This is a genomic window from Streptomyces sp. NPDC093094 (assembly GCF_044754345.1).
Lineage (GTDB): Bacteria > Actinomycetota > Actinomycetes > Streptomycetales > Streptomycetaceae > Streptomyces.
This window is the reverse complement of sequence record NZ_JBIVOX010000012.1, coordinates 1-19,680: the sequence shown is the minus strand read 5'-3', so window position 1 is coordinate 19,680 and position 19,680 is coordinate 1. Positions and strand designations below refer to the sequence as shown.

Genomic DNA, 19,680 nt, shown 5'->3' with positions numbered 1-19,680 from the left:
GGGCCTGTGGCCGACACCACCCGGACCGACCCTTGCCCCGCCCGCCTGCCGATAACTCTGCCTGATGGGCGACACTGGGGGACGGCCCGATAGCCGTGGCCGAATGTTGCGCCTAGCATCAGCCTGACCGAAACCGAAGCACCCCGAGGACCCCACGTGCGCTTTCGTCTGACCCCCAGGGAGACGAGCTTCTACGACATGTTCGCCGCATCCGCGGACAACATCGTCACGGGCTCGAAACTCCTGATGGAACTGCTCGGGGCGGACGCTTCCGCCCGGGCTGAGATCGCGGAGCGGATGCGGGCAGCGGAACACGCCGGCGACGACGCCACACACGCGATCTTCCACCAGCTGAACTCCTCGTTCATCACGCCCTTCGACCGCGAGGACATCTACTCCCTCGCCTCCTCCCTCGACGACATCATGGACTTCATGGAGGAGGCCGTCGACCTGGTCGTCCTCTACAACGTCGAAGAGCTTCCCAAGGGCGTGGAGCAGCAGATCGAGGTGCTGTCCCGGGCGGCCGAGCTGACGGCCGAGGCCATGCCGAACCTGCGCACGATGGACAACCTCACGGAGTACTGGATCGAGGTCAACCGTCTGGAGAACCAGGCCGACCAGATCCACCGCAAGCTGCTGGCCCACCTCTTCAACGGCAAGTACGACGCCATCGAGGTCCTGAAGCTCAAGCAGATCGTGGACGTCCTGGAAGAGGCGGCGGACGCCTTCGAGCACGTGGCGAACACGGTGGAGACCATCGCGGTCAAGGAGTCCTGACCCCTTCATGGACACCTTCGCTCTGGTCGTGACCATCGGGGTCGCGCTCTTCTTCACGTACACGAACGGCTTCCACGACTCGGCGAACGCGATCGCCACGTCCGTGTCCACGCGCGCGCTCACCCCGCGGGCGGCGCTCGCGATGGCGGCCGTGATGAACCTCGCGGGCGCGTTCCTCGGGTCGGGCGTCGCCAAGACGGTCAGCGAGGGACTGATCGAGACGCCCGAGGGCTCCAAGGGCATGGGCATCCTGTTCGCCGCGCTCGTGGGCGCGATCGTGTGGAACCTCATCACCTGGTACTTCGGGCTGCCCTCGTCCTCCTCGCACGCGCTGTTCGGCGGCATGGTGGGCGCGGCGCTGGCCGGCGGGACCACCGTCTACTGGGACGGGGTCCTGGAGAAGGTCGTCATCCCGATGTTCGTCTCCCCCGTCGTCGGCCTGCTCGCCGGCTATCTGGTGATGACGGCGATCCTGTGGATGTTCCGGCGGGCCAACCCGCACAAGGCCAAGCGGGGCTTCCGCATCGCGCAGACGGTGTCGGCGGCGGGCATGGCGCTCGGCCACGGCCTCCAGGACGCGCAGAAGACGATGGGCATCGTGGTGATGGCCCTCGTGATCGCCGACGTCGAGGACTACGGCGACCCGATCCCGGTGTGGGTGAAGATCGCCTGTGCCGTGATGCTGTCGCTGGGCACGTACGCGGGCGGCTGGCGCATCATGCGCACCCTGGGCCGCAAGATCATCGAACTGGACCCGCCGCAGGGCTTCGCCGCCGAGACGACCGGCGCGACGATCATGTTCGGGTCGGCGTTCATCTTCCACGCGCCGATCTCCACCACGCACGTCATCACCTCCGCGATCATGGGCGTCGGTGCGACGAAGCGGGTGAACGCGGTGCGCTGGGGCGTCGCCAAGAACATCGTCATGGGCTGGTTCATCACCATGCCGGCCGCGGCGGTGGTGGCCGCCCTCTCCTTCGGTGTGGTCAACCTGGCGTTCCTGTAGGGACCCGCGACACCGGCAGGTCCCTCCGAGGACCGGCACGGACAAAAGGCCCGCCCCCTGCCGTGCAGGGGGCGGGCCCTTTTTCGGCCTCACGGTGGCACCGCCATGCAGCACCGCGAGGAGTCCGTGCGGACGGCCGGATCAGCCGAAGCGGCCCGAGATGTAGTCCTCGGTCGCCTGGACGGACGGGTTGGAGAAGATCCGCTCCGTGTCGTCTATCTCGATCAGCCGGCCCGGCTGCCCCACCGCGGCGAGGTTGAAGAACGCCGTCCGGTCGGACACGCGCGCGGCCTGCTGCATGTTGTGCGTCACGATGACGATCGTGAAGCGCTCCTTCAGCTCACCGATGAGGTCCTCGATCGCGAGCGTCGAGATCGGGTCGAGCGCCGAGCAGGGCTCGTCCATCAGCAGCACGTTCGGCTCCACGGCGATCGCCCGCGCGATGCACAGACGCTGCTGCTGACCGCCCGAGAGACCCGAGCCCGGCTTGTTCAGGCGGTCCTTGACCTCGTTCCAGAGGTTCGCGCCCCTGAGCGACTTCTCGACGACGTCGTTCAGCTCGCTCTTCTTGTACTTCCCGTTCAGCCGCAGCCCCGCGGCCACGTTGTCGAAGATCGACATCGTGGGGAAGGGGTTCGGCCGCTGGAACACCATGCCGACCTCACGCCGCACGGACACCGGGTCGATGCCCGTCCCGTACAGGTCCTCGTCGTCCAGCAGCACCTTGCCCTCGACCCGCCCGCCGGACGTGACCTCGTGCATCCGGTTGAGCGTGCGCAGGAACGTCGACTTGCCGCAGCCGGACGGGCCGATGAAGGCCGTCACCGAGCGGGGTTCCACGGTCATCGAGATGTCCTCGATCGCCCGGTGGGAGCCGTAGTAGGCGGTCAGCCCGCTCACGTCGATTCGCTTGGCCATGTCTGTTTCACTTCCGATACGTCTTGGTCAGTCGCCGATTGGCCGCGTCAGCGACCGGTCTTCGGGGCCTTCCAGCGGGCGATGCCGCGGGCCACCAGGTTGAGGATCATCACGAAGGCGATCAGCGTGAGCGACGCGGCCCAGGCGCGGTCGTACGCCGCCTCGGACTGGCTCTGCTGGTACTGCTGGTAGATGTACAGCGGCAGCGACGCCTGTGCGCCCTCGAAGGGGTTGGTGTTGATGAACGGGTTGCCGAACACCAGCAGCAGCACCGGCGCGGTCTCACCGGCGATACGCGCCACGGAGAGCATGATGCCGGTCGTGATGCCGCCGATCGCGGTGGGCAGCACGATCTTCAGGATGGTCCGCCACTTCGGCACGCCGAGCGCCAGGGACGCCTCCCGCAGCTCGTTCGGCACGAGCTTGAGCATCTCCTCGGTGGAGCGCACGACCACCGGCATCATCAGGATGGCGAGGGCGAGCGAGCCGGCGAAGCCGAAGGGCTGCATGTCCCACATCAGCATCAGGCTGAGGATGAACAGACCGGCGACGATCGACGGGATGCCCGTCATGACGTCGACGAAGAAGGTGATGGCCCGGGCCAGGTTGCCCCGCCCGTACTCGACCAGGTAGATCGCGGTGAGCACACCGATCGGGGCGCCGATCACGGTGGCGAGGGCGACCTGCTCCAGGCTGCCGATGATGGCGTGGTAGATACCGCCGCCCACCTCGGAGTCGGCGACGACGCCCATGGAGTGGGTGAGGAAGTAGGTGTCGAGGACCTTGACGCCGCGCTGCACGGTCGCCCAGATCAGCGAGGCGAGCGGCACGACGGCGAGGACGAAGGCGACCCACACGACGGAGGTCGCGACCCGGTCCTTGGCCTGGCGCCTGCCCTCGACGCGCGCGGCGATGCCGTACGTGCCCAGGACGAAGAGCAGTGCGGCGATCAGACCCCACTGGATGCGGCTGTCGAGGCCGGCGGCGAGGCCGATGCCCACGGCGACGGCCACGGAGCCCACGGCGATGGCCCAGGGGGACCACTTGGGCAGGCTGGCGCCGCGCAGGGTGCTGGGGCGCTTGTCGCTGACGACGGCTGCGTGGCTCATGCGTTGGCCCCCGAGTACTCCTTGCGGCGGGCGATGATCGCGCGGGCCGCGCCGTTGACCAGCAGGGTGATGACGAACAGCACCAGACCGGAGGCGATGAGCGCGTCACGGCCGAACGGCGTCGCCTCGTTGAACTTGCTGGCGATGTTCTGGGCGAAGGTGCCGCCGCCCGGGTTGAGCAGGCTGGCCTCGATGGTGAAGCTCGGGGACAGCACGGTCGCCACGGCCATGGTCTCGCCGAGGGCGCGGCCGAGGCCCAGCATCGAGGCGGAGATCACGCCGGAGCGGCCGAAGGGCAGGACGGCCATGCGGACGACCTCCCAGCGCGTGGCGCCGAGGGCGAGCGCGGCCTCCTCGTGCATCTGCGGGACCTGGCGGAAGACCTCGCGGCTGACGTTGGTGATGATCGGCAGGATCATGATCGCGAGGAGGATGCCCACGGTGAGCATCGAGCGGGGGGCGCCGCCCTGCCACTCGAAGATGCCGGTCCAGCCGAAGTAGTCGTCCAGCCAGCCGTAGAGGCCGTCCATGTGCGGGACGAGGACCAGGGCACCCCACAGGCCGTACACGATGGACGGCACGGCGGCGAGCAGGTCGACCACGTAGGCGATCGGACCGCTCAGCCTGCGCGGGGCGTAGTGGGTGAGGAACAGCGCGATGGCCACGGCGACCGGGACCGCGATGACCATGGCGATGACCGACGAGACGATCGTGCCGAAGGCCAGGACGGCGATGCCGAAGACCGGGGGCTGGAGGTTGGTGTTCCACTCGAACGTGGTCAGGAAGTTGCCCTCGTCCTCGCCGATGGCGAGGACCGCCCGGTACGTGAGGAAGAGCGCGATCGCGGCCATGACCGCGAGCAGCAGGATGCCCGATCCCCGGGAGAGACCGAGGAAGACGCGGTCTCCGGGGCGGGTGGCGCCGCGCGCGTTGCGCTTGCGCTCGGCCGCTCGGGGCCGGGGAGCGGGAGGGGGTGCTTGAGTGTTCTTGGTGGTTATGTCCATCGGGTTCTCCGGTCTGCGGAGCCGTCGGATGAGGCGGCTCGGGCGGGGCCGCAGTCGTGGCGGCCCCTGGCGGCGGTGCACCGGACGGTGCGGCCCGGCCCCGGACGGGGACCGGGCCGCACTCGGGTCAGCTCAGCTCTTCGATGGTCGTGCGGACCTTGGCGATGATGTCGGCCGGGATCGGCGCGTAGTCGTTGTCGACGAGGACCTGCTGGCCCTCCTCGCTGGCGATGTAGCGCAGGAACGCCTTGGTGGCGGGCAGGGTGTCGCTCTTGTTGCCCTTGTCGCAGACGATCTCGTAGGTGACGAGGGTGATCGGGTAGGCGCCGTCGGCCGTGGTCTTGTAGTTCAGCTCCAGGGCGAGGTCCTTGCCCGTGCCGACGACCTTGGCGTCCGCGATGGCCTTGGTGGCGCTGTCGGTGGACGCCTTGACCGGCGCCGCGGCGCCCGTGTCCAGGGAGATCGTGGTCATGTCCTTGGCGTAGGAGAGCTCCATGTAGCCGATGGCGCCGGAGTTCTGCTTCACCTGCTGGGCGATGCCCGCGGAACCGGAGGCCGCCTGGCCGCCCTTGGCCTGCCACGCCTTGCCGCCCTCGTACTTCCAGTTGTCCGGGGTGGTGGCGATCAGGTACTTGGTGAAGTTGTCCGTGGTGCCGGAGTCCTCGGAGCGGTGGAACGCCTGGATCTTCAGGTCGGGCAGCTTGGCGTCGGGGTTGAGCGCCGCGATGGCCTTGTCGTTCCAGTTGGTGATCTTGCTGTCGAAGATCTTCGCGAGGGTCGGGGCGTCCAGGACGAGGTTCTCGACACCCGGGACGTTGTAGCTGACCGCGATCGGGCCGCCGACCATCGGCAGGTCGATGCCCTGGCCGCCCTCGCAGACCTCCTTGGAGGCGGTGAGCTCCTCGGGCTTCAGGGCGGAGTCGGAGCCGGCGAAGGCGACCTGACCCTGGGTGAACGCGGTGACGCCGGCACCGGAGCCGCCGCCCTTGTAGTTGATCTGCACGCCGTTGCACGCCTGGGTGAAGCCCTTGACCCAGGCGTCGATCGCGTTCTTCTGCGCGGAGGAGCCGTCGGCGAGCAGCTGGCCCTTGGCGTCGTCGCACTTGATGTTGCCGGAGGCGGCGCTGGTGGAGGCGCCGCCTCCGCTGGTCTTCTCACCCGTGTCGTCCGAGCCGCACGCCGTGAGGGCCAGGGCGCCGGAGACGGCGAGAGCACCGAGGGTGAGGGCCCGCCGGTTCATGCGCTGAAGCTTCACTTTCGGGAATTCCTTCCAGGAGCCGCCGTCCTGAATCGGCGGCGTGCGGAATCTGGTCGGCACGAGCGGCGCTGGCGCGCCCGTCACCGGGTAAGGCCGAAATTAGGCAGAACAGGTGAAGCCGCCTATGGCCGGAAGTGAACGGCGGGTGAACCCCTGCGGTCGGTGCGGTTAGGTCACGGAATGCTCACGGGGAGGGCACGTGGAGGTTCCGGAGCGAGTCGGCCCTCCTGCACCGACGACTCCGCCAATACGGACAATCAGGACATCTTTCCATGACGCTACACCACGGATCACAGGCCGTTGCCGGGACGGCTCCAGGCCGTCCCGCGGCAGTGGAACCCGCCGCACCGGGGACCCGTCTCGTTCCACAGGAACCGGCGCGACGCGGAGGCGGACATGGAACGGCGTACGTTCATCGGCGGCGGTGTCGCCGCCCTCGCGGCGGGCGCCTCGGTCGCCTGCACCGGCGGCAGCGGATCCGCCCGCCCCCGCCGGACGCCGTCCCCCTCCTTCTCCGCCACCTCGATGAACGCCCCCGCGGCGGCGGCCGGCTGGACCGCCCTGGCCCGCGACCTCGACGGCCCCCTGGTCCGCCCCGGCGACGCGGCCTGGGCGGCCGCGCGGCAGCTGTACAACACCCGTTTCGACGGCCTGAAGCCCGCCGCGGTCGCCTATGCGGCGCACGCGGCCGACATCCGCACCGCCCTGTCGTACGCCAAGGCCCACGGCATCCGCGTGGCCGTCCGCAACGGCGGGCACTCCTACGCGGGCTGGTCCTCCGGCAACGGCCGGCTGATCATCGACGTCTCCAAGCTGAACCGGGTCCGCGCGAGCGGCGGCGAGGCGGTGGTCGGGGCCGGCGCCAAGCTGATCGACGTCTACCGGGCACTGGCCGCACGGGGCGCGACGATCCCGGCGGGGTCCTGCCCGACGGTCGGCGTCTCCGGTCTCGTCCTCGGCGGCGGGCACGGGGTGGTCTCCCGGGCCTACGGGCTCACCTGCGACAGCCTCACCCAGGCCACCCTGATCACCGCCGACGGCCGGCAGCTCACCGCGAACGCCCGTGAGAACAAGGACCTCTTCTGGGCCCTGCGCGGCGCGGGCAACGGGAACTTCGGCGTCGTCACCGAGCTGCACTTCCGCACCCACCCGGCCCCGCAGGCCGTGTCCGCCTATCTGAGCTGGCCGTGGAGCAGGGCGGCCGCGGTGGTGAGGGCCTGGCAGGAGTGGGGGCCGTCCCAGCCCGACGAGATCTGGTCCTCGCTGCACCTGGCGAACGCCGCCGGAGGTGTCCCGACCGTCTCCGTCGCCGCGTTCTCCCTCGGCACCCACGGCGAGCTGCAGAACGCCGTGGACCGCCTCGCCGACCGCGTCGGCGCCCCCGCGAGCAGCGTCTCGCTGCGCCGGCGCTCCTACGAGGAGGCCATGGAGGTGTACGCGGGCTGCTCCTCCTTCGCCACCGACGCGCAGTGCCATCTGCCGGGCTCGACCCCGGGCCGCTCCCCGCGGGGCGCACTGGGACGGGAGACCTACGCGGCCCGCTCGGACTTCTTCGACCGCTCGCTGTCCGCGGCCGGCATCCACACCCTGCTGTCGCAGATCCGCTCGGTGCGCGGCGGCTCCGGGAGCATCGCGCTGACCGCGCTGGGCGGGGCGGTCAACCGGGTCTCCCCGACGGCGACGGCCTTCGTGCACCGGCGCTCGCGCATGCTGGCCCAGTACATCGGTGCCTGGCGGGCGGGAACCTCGGGCGCCACGGCCCAGTCCTGGCTCACCGACGCGCACCACGCGATGCGCCCCCACGCCTCGGGCGCCGCCTACCAGAACTACACCGACCCGACGCTGCGGAACTGGCGCAGGGCCTACTACGGGGACGCGGCTCCGCGCCTGACCCAGCTGAAGCGGCGCTACGACCCGCAGCGGATGTTCACCTACCCCCAGGCCCTCTAGAGGCCCGGGGCGGGCGCTAGGCGGCCAGGTCCCGCTCGGAGGCCGAGGCCGTCTCCGTACGGCCGCGCGGGATCATCTCTCCTTTGCCGTCCCCGTCCGGGCGGCGGCGGATCAGCCCTCCCGCACGCGGGGAGCGCTCGATCGCCCGGGTCAGCGGGGTGAGCAGCGCCATGGCCGGCGGCGACAGCAGCAGGGCCACCGCCGTGCCGAGGGCGAAGCCGCCGATGACGTCGGTCGGGTAGTGGACGCCCATGTAGACGCGGCAGAAGCCCGCCGGCAGGGCCAGCGCTATGGCGACGAGGCCGAAGCGGCGGTTGGCGACGAACAGGCCGACCGCCATGGCCATGGTGATGGTGGCGTGGTCGCTGACGAAGGAGTAGTCGGTCTTGCCGGACACCAGGACCTCGAGTCCCTGGTGGTCCAGGAACGGCCGGGGCCGCTCCACGAAGCCTCTTATCGGCACGTTCACCAGGACCGCCACCGCCGCCGCGAGGGGCGCCCATATCAGCGCGGCCACGGAGGCCGCGGCCTCCTCGGCGTCGGCACGCCTGCGCACGGTCCACCAGCACCACAGCACGAGCAGCACCACGGCGAGCGGCAGCCCGTACTCACCGACGTACTCCATGAGCCGGTCGAACCAGTGCGGCGCGGCCTTGGCCAGGCCGTTGATGTCGTAGAGCAGCTCGACGTCGGGGTTCGACCCGGATTGCGCGAGTCCAGCCATCGTGCAGCGGCCCCTTCGTCGTCCTCAACCGTCCGCGCACCCGTGCGTGCGCGGCTCCGCCACCCCATGGTGCGTGGATCCGTCAACAGGAACGCACGGTCCCCGTCCGTTCGTTCCACATTCCACCGGATGATCACGCAGACGTTATCGAAGAGAGACCCATAGCCGCAGCTCAGGGGGAGGGTTCACGCTCGGTTCACCCCGGTTCAGACACCTGTGGGCAGCGCTTTCGCGCCATCGGCGGTGACCCGGGTCGCGCCGAAGTACTTCCGGGTGTCGATCGGGTCGAACCGGATGACGGCGCCGGTGTACGGGGCGTCGATCATGTACCCGCCGCCGACGTAGATCCCCACGTGGTCGATGGCCCGGGAGTTCGTGGGGTCGGTCGAGAAGAACACCAGGTCACCGGGGAGCAGTTCGTCCCGGCCCGGGTGCGGGCCCGCGTTGTACTGGTCGTTCGCGACCCGGGGCAGGGTGATCCCGACACTCTCGTACGCCGCCTTGGTCAGCCCCGAGCAGTCGAAGCGGCCCCCCTGGTCGGGCGTGCCGTTGCCGCCCCAGAGGTAGGGCGTGCCGAGCTTGCTCTGGGCGTAGTGGATGGCCGCGGCGGCCTGTTCGGAGGGGGCGACCCGGCCGGCGGGCGCGGCGAAGCTCGTCTGCAGGCTCGTGATGGTCTGCACATAGTTCTGGGTCTCCTTGTACGGCGGCACGCCCCCGTACTTGATGACCGCGTACGCCCCCGCGTTGTAGGCGGCGAGCATGTTCTCGGTGGCGTCCCCCGGCACGTCCTCGACGTACCCGGCGAGCGCGCAGTCGTACGAGGCCGCCGAGGGGATCGCGTCCTTGGGGTCCCACACGTCCCGGTCGCCGTCGCCGTCGCCGTCCACGCCGTGGGTGGCCCAGGTGCCGGGGATGAACTGCGCGATCCCCTGCGCCGCGGCCGGGCTCTGGGCGTCGGGGTTGAAGCCGCTCTCCTGGTAGAGCTGGGCCGCGAGCAGGGCGGGGCTGATGGCGGGGCAGAGGTTGCCCCACCTCTGCACGAGGTCCCGGTACGCGGCCGGCACGGCCCCCTTGGCCAGCGCCCGGCCGCCGCCGCCCGCACCGTTCACCAGGTTGCCCGCGACGATGTACACCCCGATCACGAGCAGCATCACGAAGCTCAGGCCCACCCCGAGCGCGACACCGCCGGCCACCCACACTCTGCGCACGGCTCAACCCTCCCCCATCCGCGCCCACTTCATGACGACTTCTCCGGCGCGCCCCCGGAGTCCGCCATTATTTCGGCCCATTGGACCGCTCGGACAGGGGGTGGCGTCAGAGGACGGGGAGCCGGGCCGGGAAGTGCGTGCCCGTCAGTTCCTCGGAGACGTCCCACAGCCGGCGGGCGGCCTCGGGGTCGCTCGCCGCCCGGGAGCGGCCGACCAGGGTGGGGGCGCCGCGCATCTCGCCGGGGCCGTCGGGGCCGACGTAGCTCGCGCCGGGAAGGTCCTGGGACGCGGCGTAGAGGGTGGGCAGGGCGCCGGAGGCGTCGTCCTGGGCGAGGAAGCGGTTGCCGATCTGCATGGCGACGCGGGCGACGGGGCTGGCGGCGTGGCTCTGCAGGTTGGTGGCGGACCAGCCCGGGTGCGCGGCGAGCGCGCGGACACCGGAGCCGGCCTCGCCCAGACGCCGCTGGAGCTCCAGGGTGAACAGCAGGTTGGCCAGCTTGGACTGGGCGTAGGCGGCCTGCGGGTTGTAGCCGGAGGTCCAGTCGAGGTCCTCGAAACGGATCCGGTTCTTCGCCCCGCCCCAGCGGTGGGCCCCGGAGGAGACCGTGACCACGCGGTCGGTGACGTACGGCAGCAGCAGGTTCGTCAGCGCGAAGTGGCCGAGATGGTTCGTGCCGAACTGCATCTCGAAGCCGTCCCTGGTCCTCTGCCGCGGCAGCATCATCACGCCCGCGTTGTTGATCAGCAGATCCAGCGGGCGCTCCTGCCACTCCTCCCCGAAGGCGCGCACGGAGGCCAGGTCGGCGAGGTCGAGCCGGCGCACCTCGGTGCTGCCCCCGATGGCCGCGGCCGCGCTCCTGCCCCGCTCGGGGTCGCGCACCGCGAGGACGACATGGGCCCCGGCCCGGGCCAGCGCCGCGGCGGCGGTGCGGCCGATACCGCTGTTCGCGCCTGTCACCAGTGCCGTGCGGCCGGACAGGTCAGGAAGGTGGGAGGCGTTCCACTTGGCCGACCGGGACGCCGGCGTACGCGTAGAGGACATGACCTCAATGTAGGCAGCGACAACAATGATGTCAATGACAACACCGGCCCTGCCGGACCGCCGCGGCCGGCGATTACCTACAGCTACGATGCTGAGCATGTCCGAGCCCCGCCCCTACCACCACGGAGACCTCCGCGCCGCCCTCCTCGCCGGCGCCGAGGACACCCTGCGGGACAAGGGGGCCGCCGCGCTCTCCCTGCGCGAGCTCGCCCGCACCACCGGGGTCAGCCATGCCGCCCCCACCCGCCACTTCAGGGACAAGCAGGCCCTGCTCGACGCGCTCGCGCTGACCGGCTTCGAGCGTATGACCCGGGCCGTGCACGGCGCCGACGACCCGGCCCTGCCCCTGGAGACCCGGCTGACCGCCCTGGCCCGCGCCTACCTCCGGTTCGCCGTCGACAACGCGGCCCTGCTGGAGCTGATGTACGCGCGCAAGCACGACCCGGACATCTCCGAGCAGCTCGCCGCCGCGGTCGAGGGGGCGCTCACCCCCTTCTTCCAGCTGATCACCGACGCCCAGGCACGCGGCCAGATCGTCGAGGGCGACCCCGAGCACATCACCCTCCTGGCGGGCGCCGCGCTGCACGGCGTGGCCGCCTTCAGCGCGAGCGGCCACCTCCCGGCCGAGGCCGCGCTGGACTCCGTCGGCGAGCTGGTCCACCACCTGCTGCACGGCCTCACCCCCCGGCGGGGATAGCCTTCACCCCGACGGGCCGTCAAAAGCGGTGCGCCGGACGGGAAGCAGTGACGTGCGGGACGAAGAGGGCGAAAGGGGTCAACGACGGAGCCGCCGACAGGTTCCGCCCTGGCCTCATTGCCCGGCGTGACCTGCCGTGATACACAGAGTGACCAAGGTATTCGTACGAAACCTGCCAAGCAATGACGCCAAGTCGACATACTGCGGCGCCATTGTCGGCGAGAATGGGTCTGACCTCTGCACACCGCAGGGGATGGCGGAACTACCCACCAGGGGCGGTGACTTACATGCTCTTTGCGGCCGACAAGGGAGACATCAACACCATCATCGGCGGGATCGCTCCGGACTGGGGCCCCTTCGGCAGCCTGGGCAACGAGGCCAAGGTCATGATCGAGGTCGTGATGGCGGTGGCCATCCTGCTCTGCCTCGGCATCGCCATCTGGGGCGCTGCGAAGCAGAGAATCGGCGCGACCGCCCTGCGGGACACCTTCAGCGCGGAACAGGGCAAGGGCCTGATCATCGCCGGCCTGACGGGCGTCTTCATCATCGGCTCGCTCGGCACGCTGTTCACGATCGTCTACGGCATGGCCGTGTAGCACCTCGCCCGCACGGGCACGCCCGGCCCGCCCACACACCCCACCCGTCCGTCGTGCCCACCGGCTGAGGTTGCGTCTCCCTGATGTCGAGTCACCACACCGCGCCCGCGCGGGAACCAGCACGGCTACCGTCGTACTTCTACGTCGAGGGGGCGTACGCCGCATGAGCCTGGGAGACGAACCGGACACCACCGCCTCCGGCGGCTACACGGGCACCCGCATGCGCCTGCCCGAGGGCGACCCCTACGCCGGCGGCCCGGGCCCCCGCCGCCGTACGTCGTCCCCCCGCAGCCTCGTCACCGTCGTCGCCGTCGTCGTCCTCCTCGTCGCGGCGATCGCCTTCGCCAACCGAGGAGACGATTCCTCACCCGAGCCCACCCCTGCGAACGGCCCCGAGACCAACCCCACAGCCCCCACGGGGACCCGGCCGGTGGCAACGGGGTTCGCACAGAACGAGCAAGGGGCGCAGTCGGCGGCGAGCAACTACTCCGTCGCCCTGGGCTCCACGGGCATGTTCGACAAGGACCGCAGACACACGCTCGTGGACCGCCTCTACACGTCAGAGGCCGCTGCCCGGCTCAAGAGCCCGATGGATGACGCCTACTCGGCCGACTTCCTGAGCAAGCTGGGACTGGACGCCGACGGCAACCCCCCGAAGGGGAACACCTTCGTGTCCCGAGTCGTCCCGGTCGGCGCAACCGTCCAGAACTTCAGCGGCAGCAGCGCCAAGGTCGCGGTCTGGTACCTGGGACTCATCGGCATGTCCGGAGAGCGCTCGACCGACCCCGTCACCTCCACGTGGAAGACCTGGACGTTCGACCTCCAGTGGGCCGACGGCGACTGGAAGATCGCCGCCGACACACAGACGGACGGCCCCGCGCCGGTACCCGGCGACGACAGGGCCGCCACCTCCGACGAGATCAGCAAGGCCATCGAGGAGTACGGAGGGTTCACGTATGCCCGGTAACCCGCATCGCGTGCTCAAGCTCGCCGGAGCGGCCGCAGCCGTCCAGACGTGGGCCGTCCTGCTGTCCGGACGGGCCTTCGCTGCGCCCACCCCGACGCCGAGTCCCTCGAAGAGCAACGACCCTTGCGACCTCATCGTCGGCGAGGCCAAGAAGTACTGCGAGAAGGGACAGGGAGACGGCGGCAGTTCCCCGTCCGTCGACCCCGCCTCCGCCCTCGACCCCCTCTCCTCCCTCGCGCGGGGATGCGCGGACGCCGCCTCGTGGACCGTCGGCAAGCTCAGCGAGGCCGTGAAGGACACGGCGACCGTGGACTTCACCAACGCGAAGTTCCTCCAGCAGTACGCCGTCGTGTTCGCCGCCTCGACCATCCTCACCCTCCTCCTGTGGCTGCTGGCCGTGGCCAAGAGGGCCGTACGCGGCGTCCCCGTCACCACCGCCGTCTCCGAGGCGATCGGCTTCCTCTGGCTCACGGTCCTCGCCTCCGCCTTCACCCCCCTCATCCTCTACACCGTCGTCTCCGCCACCGACGGTGTCAGCGAGGTCCTCGCCGACACCACGGGCGACCAGACCGACGTCTTCTTCGGCAACTTCTCCGGCGCCCTGGAGAAGGGCGAGGACATCGGCGGCGGCCCGATCATGCTGATCGTCGTCTCCCTGGTCAGCGTGCTCGCCGCCGGCGTCCTGTGGCTGGAGCTCGTCATCAGGGCCGCGCTCCTCTACGTCGGCGCCCTCCTCGGCACCGTCGTCTACGCCGGTCTCGTCGACAAGAACCTGTGGGGCCACGTCCGCCGCTGGGCGGGCATCATGATCGCCGTCATCCTCGTCAAGCCGGTGATCGTCATCGTGCTCGGCCTCGCCGGAGCCCTCTCCGCCGACGACGGCCCCGACGCCTTCTCCGCCGTCGTCTCCGGCCTCGCGATCATCCTGCTCGCCATCTTCGCGTCCGCGATGATCTACCGCTTCGTCCCCGGCTTCGGCGACGAGATCGCGAACTCCCGCAGCAACCGCATCATGCAGGGCGCGGAGGGCAAGGCCGCCGCCGTCATCAGCTCCCCCGCGACCCTCGTCGCCCAGGGCATCAAGACCCACAGCACCCGCGCCGACAGCAACGGCGGCCAGACCGGCGGCGCCGCCCGCCCGGCCAACCAGACCGCCGGCGGCATGGCCGCGCACAGCTCGCGCACCCCGACCGGTGGCGGCGGATCTGTCCCCTCCGCCGCACCCTCCCCCCGCGCCGGCAGCCCGGTCAACACACCCCACGCCAGCAACACCCGCAACAGCAGTACCAACCGCACGGGAGGTGAAGGGCGTTGACGACCGAGTCCCATCTGTCCCATCCGGTCACGCCCCGCCGTACATATCTGATCGGCCGTGCCCGGCCGAACGCGATCGTCGGACGGAACCGTGAGTCCGGCGAGATCGCGCTCATCATCGGCGGCGCGTTCCTCGGCATGATGTGCGGTCTCCTCGTCCCGGTGCTCTCCCTGCGCATCGTGCTGCTCATGGGCTTCCCGCTGCTCGCTCTGGCCGCGGTCTACGTGCCGTACAAGCAGCGCACGTTCTACCGGTGGTTCGAGATCAACCGCAGCTACAAGCGCACCCTGCGCCAGGGCACCGTCTACCGGTCCTCCGCCATGGAGGCCGGTACCCGGCTCGACGGCGACGAGGTGGAGATCGGGCCCCCGCCGGGCATCGGCCGCATCACCTGGCTGGCCGCCCCGTTCGGTCCCGACGAGATCGCCGTCCTGCTGCACGCGGACCGCAGGACCGTCACCGCGGCCATCGAGATCGAGGGCCCCGGCGTCGGCCTGCGCGACAGCGAGGACCAGGAGGCCCTCGTCGACCGTTTCGGCACCCTGCTCAAGCACGTGGCCAACGGCGACGGCTTCGTCACCCGGCTCCAGATGCTCGCCCGCACCCTGCCCGCCGACCCCGACGCCCACGCCAAGGACGTCGCCGTCCGCGGTGACGAGAAGGCACCGGGATGGCTGCAGCAGTCGTACGACCAGCTCCAGTCGATGGTGTCCACCAGCAGCGAGCAGCACCGCGCCTATCTCGTCGCCTGCATGCACTTCACACGCGAGCTCGCCGCCGAGGCCAACGCCATGGCCCGCGCCGCCCGCCCGCACGGCGGCAAGGTCGACCGGGACGCGGGCCTCGCCATCGTCATGGCGCGCGAGCTGACCGACATCTGCTCGCGGCTCCAGGAGGCCGACATCCGCGTCCGGCAGCCGCTCGGCCAGGGCCGGCTCGCCTCGCTGGTCCACTCCATGTACGACCCGGACCACCCGATCGACCACATCCAGGCGATGACCCGCCGCAACGCCTGGCCCGCCGAGCTCGACGCCATGGAGCCCACCTTCCTCCAGGCCAAGACCCGCGAGTCCAGCACCCGCGCCCCCTGGTGCCACGCCACCGCCTGGGTGAAGGAATGGCCGATGACCCCGGTCGGCGTCAACTTCCTCGCGCCGCTCCTCGTCCACACCCCGGACGTCATCCGCACGGTCGCCGTCACGATGGACCTCGAACCCACCGAGATCGCCATCGAACGCATGCTGACCGAGAAGACGAACGACGAGGCCGAGGCGTCCCGCGCGGCCAAGATGAACCGGACCGTCGACCCGCGTGACGTGGCCGCCCACAGCCGCCTCGACCAGCGCGGCGAGGACCTCGCCAGCGGCGCCGCCGGAGTGAACCTGGTCGGCTGGATCACCGTCTCCTCGCGCAGTCCCGAGGCTCTGGCCCGCGACAAGCGCACCATAAGGGCCTCGGCCGGAAAGTCGTACCTGAAGCTGGAGTGGTGCGACCGCGAGCACCACCGCGCCTTCGTGAACACACTTCCCTTCGCCACCGGCATCCGGAGGTAGGACCTGATGCGGGATCCGCTGTCCGTCCTCACCGACGCCTTCACGTCCTTCCTGTTCGGGAAGGTCGAGACGACCCGGCTGCCCGTACGTACGTCGACGGGCCAGGCCCAGGCCGTCTACCTGCCGACGGCCGCGCCCGGCCTCGGCGACTCCGGCGTCATCATCGGCCGCGAGGTGTACTCCGGGAAGGGCTACATCTACGACCCCTTCCAGCTGTACGGCCAGCAGCTCCCCGCCCCCCACTGGCTGGTCCTCGGCGAGTCCGGCAACGGCAAGTCCGCGCTGGAGAAGACGTACGTCCTGCGGCAGCTGCGGTTCCGCGACCGCCAGGTCGTCGTCCTGGACGCCCAGGGCGAGGACGGCGTCGGCGAATGGAACCTCATCGCGCAGGAGCTGGGGATAACTCCCATCCGCCTGGACCCGATGGCCGCGCTGGACCACGGCATCCGCCTCAATCCCCTGGACCCCTCGATCACGACCACGGGCCAGCTCGCCCTGCTGCGCACGATCATCGAGGTGGCGATGGGCCACGGCCTCGACGAACGCTCCGGCTTCGCCCTGAAGGTCGCGCACGCCTTCGTCAACGAGACGATCGTCGAGCGCCAGCCCGTCCTGACCGACATCGTCGAGCAGCTGCGGCATCCCGAGCCGGAGTCGGCCGAGGCGATGAACGTCGACATAGACGACGTACGGGCGTGGGGCCTGGACGTGGCCCTGGTCCTCGACCGCCTGGTGGACGGCGACCTGCGCGGCATGTTCGACGGCCCGACGACGGTCGGCATCGACCTGGACGCGCCGCTGATCGTCTTCGACCTCTCCCACATCGACCGCAACTCCATCGCCATGCCCATCCTCATGGCGATCGTCGGGGTGTGGCTGGAGCACACCTGGATCCGCCCCGACCGCAAGAAGCGCATCTTCCTGGTGGAAGAGGCATGGCACATCATCAACAGCCCGTTCGTGGCCCAGCTGTTCCAGCGCCTGCTGAAGTTCGGCCGCCGGCTCGGCCTGTCCTTCGTCGCGGTCGTCCACCATCTGTCCGACGTCGTGGACGGCGCGGCCGCGAAGGAGGCCGCGGCCATCCTGAAGATGGCCTCGACCCGGACGATCTACGCCCAGAAGGCGGACGAGGCGAGGGCGACGGGCCGGGTCCTGGGCCTGCCGCGCTGGGCGGTGGAGATCATCCCCACTCTCACCCCGGGTATCGCGGTGTGGGACGTCAACGGCAACGTCCAGGTGGTCAAACACCTGGTCACCGAGACGGAACGCCCGCTGGTCTTCACCGACCGCGCGATGACGGAGTCGTCGTCCGACCTCACGGACGAGGCGCTGCTCGCCGCCGAACTGGAGGCCGAGGAGCGGGCGGCGGCCTTCATGGAGCATCATCTCGGCGACTCCGAGTCGACGGTCGCGTAGGGGGCGGCGTGAAGGCGGTGGACCAGCGGCGGGAGGCCCAGGGCGGCGTCCCCGACGGCCTGCTGATCGGCATACTCGTGTTCCTCGTCGGCATGACCCTGCTGGTCTGGACGGCCACGGGACTCGCCGCCTGGTTCGCCCACGGCACCTGGCCGGGGACGGTGACCTTCGCCCGCACCCCCCTGGCCATGCGTCACCTCGTCACCAGCCCGCACGACATGCCCGGCGCCTGGCCCGACACCCCGGCCGCCGCACTGTCGGGCTACGGCCTCTTCTGGGGCCTGCTCATCGGCCAGCTGATGGTCCTGGTCGTCCTCACGGTCTTCGTCCTGGGCACCCTGGCCCGCTGGAGAGCCGTCCGCAGAAGACTCAGGGACCGGCCCCAGGAACAGCCCCAGCCGTACGAGGTCCCGCAGCCGCGTACGGAACGGCAGCCGGCACCGTCGCACCCGCGCCAGGAGCCCCCCGCGGAACCGGAACGGGCGACGGAGCACGTCCCGCGGGCCTCCTCCCCCCTGTTCGGCCGGGAACCGGCGGACGCCGGGTGGGAGAGAGTCCTCGTCGCGGAGCGCGAGACCCGCCAGGAGGCAGCGGCCCGGGCCGTGCAGGACGCCGAGGGCCCCGTCCTGCTGGTCACCTCGAACCCCGCCCTCTGGCAGTCCACCAAGGACGCCCGCTCGAAACTGGGCCCGACGCACCTCTACGACCCCGCCCACCGCTGCGACACCCCGGCCCGCCTCCACTGGTCCCCGACGAGGGGCTGCGAGGACAAGGAGACGGCGGCCGCGCGAGCCGCCGCGCTGCTCACCCCGGTCCGCCCCGCCTCCCGGCTCGACCAGGCGGTCAGCGACACCGCCGAAACGCTCCTTCGGAGTTGTCTCCACGCGGCCGCCCTCGACAACCGCACCGTCCGCCATGTCCACCGCTGGTCCCAGGGCAACCAGATCCAGGAAGCCGTACGCACCCTGCGCACGCATCCCAAGGCCGCTCCCGGCTCCGCCGGCGAACTGGAGGCCGCGCTCACCGCGCACCCCGAACGCCGGGACATGGCACAGGAGCTGACGGGCCGTGCGCTCGCCGCACTGTCGACGGTCAACATCCGTGAGGCATGCACTCCCAACCGAACTGATGCGCTCGCCTTGGATTCCTTCGTCCAGGAAGGGGGCACTCTTTACGTGGTCGGCGAATCCATCGAGGACCCCCGGACCGACCCCGGCGCGATGCCGCTGCTGACGGCACTCGCCGCAAGCGTGGTCGAGCACGGCCGGCGCATGGCCGAACGGTCATCCTCCGGTCGGCTCGACCCACCACTGACGCTCGTCCTGGACGACATCGCCGCCGTCGCCCCGCTCCCCCGGCTCCCGGACCTGCTGGCGACCGGAGCCGACCGCGGCCTGCGCACGCTCGTGCTGCTGCGCTCCCGCGAACAGGCCCGCTCCCGCTGGCCCCACGACGAACTGCCGGTCTGAGCGGTCAGCCGGCTTCGGCTTCGGCTTCGAGGACGAACTCCAGCTCCTTCTCCCCGGCCGCCGCGCTCAGCGGCACGGTCACCCCGCTGGGCACGAACCCGGCCTTCCGGTAGAAAGTCTGTGCCCGTGTGTTCTCCTCGTGCACGATGAGCCGCACCCGCTCGACGCCCTGCGCCCACGCCCAGTCCAGACCGGCGGAGAAGAGCACTTCGGTGAGCCCGATGCCCCGGCAGTCGGCCTTCACGAAGACTCCGACGACATGCCCCTGCTTGCGCTCCACCGGAAATCCGGCCCAGTCCGTCGATCCGGCTTCCTCGATGAGCACGGTCAGCGTGCCGACCCATTCGCCGTCCGGGTCCTCGGCGATGATCTGCTGGGCACCGGTCGCGCCCTCGGCCGCGCCGGCGGCCCGTTCCTGCCAGAAGGAGTCCGGGCGGGCCCTGGCCTGCTCGTAGGTCTCCAGAAAGGCGAGATGGGCCACGGGATCCTGCAACGAGGCGAGCCGAAGCCTCCTGGCCGCCGGCCACTCGTCGGAACGTATGGAACGAACCTGGTAGCTCATGCCGGTCACAGTAGCCGAAACGCAGAAAACCCCCGTACCGGTTTACGGTACGGGGGTTTCCTTCAATATTTGTTCGGCGGCGTCCTACTCTCCCACAGGGTCCCCCCTG

At 70.4% G+C, this 19,680-nt stretch carries 18 protein-coding genes; 10 read left to right on the top strand and 8 right to left on the bottom strand.

Annotation, left to right across the window (positions count from 1 at the left end; genetic code table 11):
* The first annotated feature begins 156 nt into the window (after positions 1 to 156).
* Positions 157 to 777, top strand: a complete 621-nt coding sequence (locus tag ACIQGV_RS25140) for a DUF47 domain-containing protein (protein ID WP_402497686.1) — start codon at positions 157 to 159, stop codon at positions 775 to 777.
* Between the two features lie 7 nt (positions 778 to 784).
* Positions 785 to 1,783 carry a low-affinity phosphate transporter PitH gene (pitH, locus tag ACIQGV_RS25135; RefSeq protein ID WP_402497684.1) on the top strand — a complete coding sequence of 333 codons (999 nt, stop codon included), beginning with the start codon at positions 785 to 787 and terminating at the stop codon, positions 1,781 to 1,783.
* Between the two features lie 141 nt (positions 1,784 to 1,924).
* Here pitH and pstB read toward each other — a convergent pair whose 3' ends face one another.
* From pstB to pstS, 4 genes are all read right to left on the bottom strand, one after another.
* Positions 1,925 to 2,701, bottom strand: a complete 777-nt coding sequence (pstB, locus tag ACIQGV_RS25130; RefSeq protein WP_402497681.1) for a phosphate ABC transporter ATP-binding protein PstB — start codon at positions 2,699 to 2,701, stop codon at positions 1,925 to 1,927.
* Positions 2,702 to 2,748: 47 nt separating this feature from the next.
* The gene (pstA, locus tag ACIQGV_RS25125; RefSeq protein WP_402497678.1) at positions 2,749 to 3,810 is read right to left on the bottom strand and encodes a phosphate ABC transporter permease PstA; all 1,062 of its coding nucleotides are present in this window, start codon (positions 3,808 to 3,810) and stop codon (positions 2,749 to 2,751) included.
* The gene (gene pstC / locus ACIQGV_RS25120; protein WP_402497676.1) at positions 3,807 to 4,814 is read right to left on the bottom strand and encodes a phosphate ABC transporter permease subunit PstC; all 1,008 of its coding nucleotides are present in this window, start codon (positions 4,812 to 4,814) and stop codon (positions 3,807 to 3,809) included. Before pstC ends, pstA begins: the two co-directional genes overlap by 4 nt.
* A gap of 127 nt (positions 4,815 to 4,941) precedes the next feature.
* Positions 4,942 to 6,069 carry a phosphate ABC transporter substrate-binding protein PstS gene (gene pstS / locus ACIQGV_RS25115; protein ID WP_402497673.1) on the bottom strand — a complete coding sequence of 376 codons (1,128 nt, stop codon included), beginning with the start codon at positions 6,067 to 6,069 and terminating at the stop codon, positions 4,942 to 4,944.
* 399 nt (positions 6,070 to 6,468) lie between these two features.
* On the opposite strand from pstS, the gene ACIQGV_RS25110 reads away from it, so the two are divergent.
* A complete protein-coding gene (locus tag ACIQGV_RS25110; protein ID WP_402497671.1) occupies positions 6,469 to 8,022 on the top strand; it encodes an FAD-binding oxidoreductase in 1,554 nt (517 codons plus the stop codon).
* A 16-nt stretch (positions 8,023 to 8,038) separates the two neighbouring features.
* Here ACIQGV_RS25110 and ACIQGV_RS25105 read toward each other — a convergent pair whose 3' ends face one another.
* The 3 genes from ACIQGV_RS25105 to ACIQGV_RS25095 form a co-directional block, all read right to left on the bottom strand.
* Positions 8,039 to 8,746, bottom strand: coding sequence for a phosphatase PAP2 family protein (locus tag ACIQGV_RS25105; RefSeq protein WP_402497669.1), 708 nt, complete (start codon positions 8,744 to 8,746; stop codon positions 8,039 to 8,041).
* A gap of 206 nt (positions 8,747 to 8,952) precedes the next feature.
* The gene (locus ACIQGV_RS25100; protein ID WP_402498234.1) at positions 8,953 to 9,897 is read right to left on the bottom strand and encodes an NlpC/P60 family protein; all 945 of its coding nucleotides are present in this window, start codon (positions 9,895 to 9,897) and stop codon (positions 8,953 to 8,955) included.
* 163 nt (positions 9,898 to 10,060) lie between these two features.
* Positions 10,061 to 10,996: an oxidoreductase gene (locus ACIQGV_RS25095; protein ID WP_402497667.1), complete on the bottom strand. Its 936-nt coding sequence runs from the start codon at positions 10,994 to 10,996 to the stop codon at positions 10,061 to 10,063.
* A gap of 88 nt (positions 10,997 to 11,084) precedes the next feature.
* Between ACIQGV_RS25095 and ACIQGV_RS25090 the strand changes: the two genes are divergently transcribed.
* From ACIQGV_RS25090 to ACIQGV_RS25060, 7 genes are all read left to right on the top strand, one after another.
* On the top strand, positions 11,085 to 11,693 hold the full coding sequence (locus tag ACIQGV_RS25090) for a TetR/AcrR family transcriptional regulator (RefSeq protein ID WP_402497665.1): 609 nt from the start codon (positions 11,085 to 11,087) through the stop codon (positions 11,691 to 11,693).
* A 287-nt stretch (positions 11,694 to 11,980) separates the two neighbouring features.
* Positions 11,981 to 12,289, top strand: coding sequence for a hypothetical protein (locus ACIQGV_RS25085; protein WP_003991275.1), 309 nt, complete (start codon positions 11,981 to 11,983; stop codon positions 12,287 to 12,289).
* Between the two features lie 163 nt (positions 12,290 to 12,452).
* Positions 12,453 to 13,256 (top strand): hypothetical protein, encoded by an 804-nt coding sequence (locus ACIQGV_RS25080; RefSeq protein ID WP_402497662.1) that lies wholly within the window; start codon positions 12,453 to 12,455, stop codon positions 13,254 to 13,256.
* Positions 13,246 to 14,571 carry a hypothetical protein gene (locus ACIQGV_RS25075; RefSeq protein WP_402497659.1) on the top strand — a complete coding sequence of 442 codons (1,326 nt, stop codon included), beginning with the start codon at positions 13,246 to 13,248 and terminating at the stop codon, positions 14,569 to 14,571. The genes ACIQGV_RS25080 and ACIQGV_RS25075 overlap by 11 nt, the downstream gene beginning before the upstream one ends.
* Positions 14,568 to 16,124 (top strand): SCO6880 family protein, encoded by a 1,557-nt coding sequence (locus tag ACIQGV_RS25070; RefSeq protein ID WP_402497656.1) that lies wholly within the window; start codon positions 14,568 to 14,570, stop codon positions 16,122 to 16,124. Before ACIQGV_RS25075 ends, ACIQGV_RS25070 begins: the two co-directional genes overlap by 4 nt.
* A 6-nt stretch (positions 16,125 to 16,130) precedes the next feature.
* Positions 16,131 to 17,540, top strand: coding sequence for an ATP-binding protein (locus tag ACIQGV_RS25065; RefSeq protein WP_402497654.1), 1,410 nt, complete (start codon positions 16,131 to 16,133; stop codon positions 17,538 to 17,540).
* An 8-nt stretch (positions 17,541 to 17,548) separates the two neighbouring features.
* The gene (locus ACIQGV_RS25060; protein WP_402497652.1) at positions 17,549 to 19,009 is read left to right on the top strand and encodes a TraM recognition domain-containing protein; all 1,461 of its coding nucleotides are present in this window, start codon (positions 17,549 to 17,551) and stop codon (positions 19,007 to 19,009) included.
* Between the two features lie 4 nt (positions 19,010 to 19,013).
* Here ACIQGV_RS25060 and ACIQGV_RS25055 read toward each other — a convergent pair whose 3' ends face one another.
* A complete protein-coding gene (locus ACIQGV_RS25055) occupies positions 19,014 to 19,571 on the bottom strand; it encodes a GNAT family N-acetyltransferase (protein ID WP_402497650.1) in 558 nt (185 codons plus the stop codon).
* Between the last annotated feature and the right edge of the window lie 109 nt (positions 19,572 to 19,680).

Coding starts and splice junctions, on each gene's coding strand:
- pitH (WP_402497684.1), top strand. CDS start 785: ATGGACACCTTCGCTCTGGTCGTGACCATCGGGGTCGCGCTCTTCTTC.
- pstB (WP_402497681.1), bottom strand. CDS start 2,701: ATGGCCAAGCGAATCGACGTGAGCGGGCTGACCGCCTACTACGGCTCC.
- pstA (WP_402497678.1), bottom strand. CDS start 3,810: ATGAGCCACGCAGCCGTCGTCAGCGACAAGCGCCCCAGCACCCTGCGC.
- pstC (WP_402497676.1), bottom strand. CDS start 4,814: ATGGACATAACCACCAAGAACACTCAAGCACCCCCTCCCGCTCCCCGG.
- ACIQGV_RS25110 (WP_402497671.1), top strand. CDS start 6,469: ATGGAACGGCGTACGTTCATCGGCGGCGGTGTCGCCGCCCTCGCGGCG.
- ACIQGV_RS25105 (WP_402497669.1), bottom strand. CDS start 8,746: ATGGCTGGACTCGCGCAATCCGGGTCGAACCCCGACGTCGAGCTGCTC.
- ACIQGV_RS25100 (WP_402498234.1), bottom strand. CDS start 9,897: ATGCTGCTCGTGATCGGGGTGTACATCGTCGCGGGCAACCTGGTGAAC.
- ACIQGV_RS25095 (WP_402497667.1), bottom strand. CDS start 10,996: ATGTCCTCTACGCGTACGCCGGCGTCCCGGTCGGCCAAGTGGAACGCC.
- ACIQGV_RS25090 (WP_402497665.1), top strand. CDS start 11,085: ATGCTGAGCATGTCCGAGCCCCGCCCCTACCACCACGGAGACCTCCGC.
- ACIQGV_RS25085 (WP_003991275.1), top strand. CDS start 11,981: ATGCTCTTTGCGGCCGACAAGGGAGACATCAACACCATCATCGGCGGG.
- ACIQGV_RS25080 (WP_402497662.1), top strand. CDS start 12,453: ATGAGCCTGGGAGACGAACCGGACACCACCGCCTCCGGCGGCTACACG.
- ACIQGV_RS25075 (WP_402497659.1), top strand. CDS start 13,246: ATGCCCGGTAACCCGCATCGCGTGCTCAAGCTCGCCGGAGCGGCCGCA.
- ACIQGV_RS25065 (WP_402497654.1), top strand. CDS start 16,131: ATGCGGGATCCGCTGTCCGTCCTCACCGACGCCTTCACGTCCTTCCTG.
- ACIQGV_RS25055 (WP_402497650.1), bottom strand. CDS start 19,571: ATGAGCTACCAGGTTCGTTCCATACGTTCCGACGAGTGGCCGGCGGCC.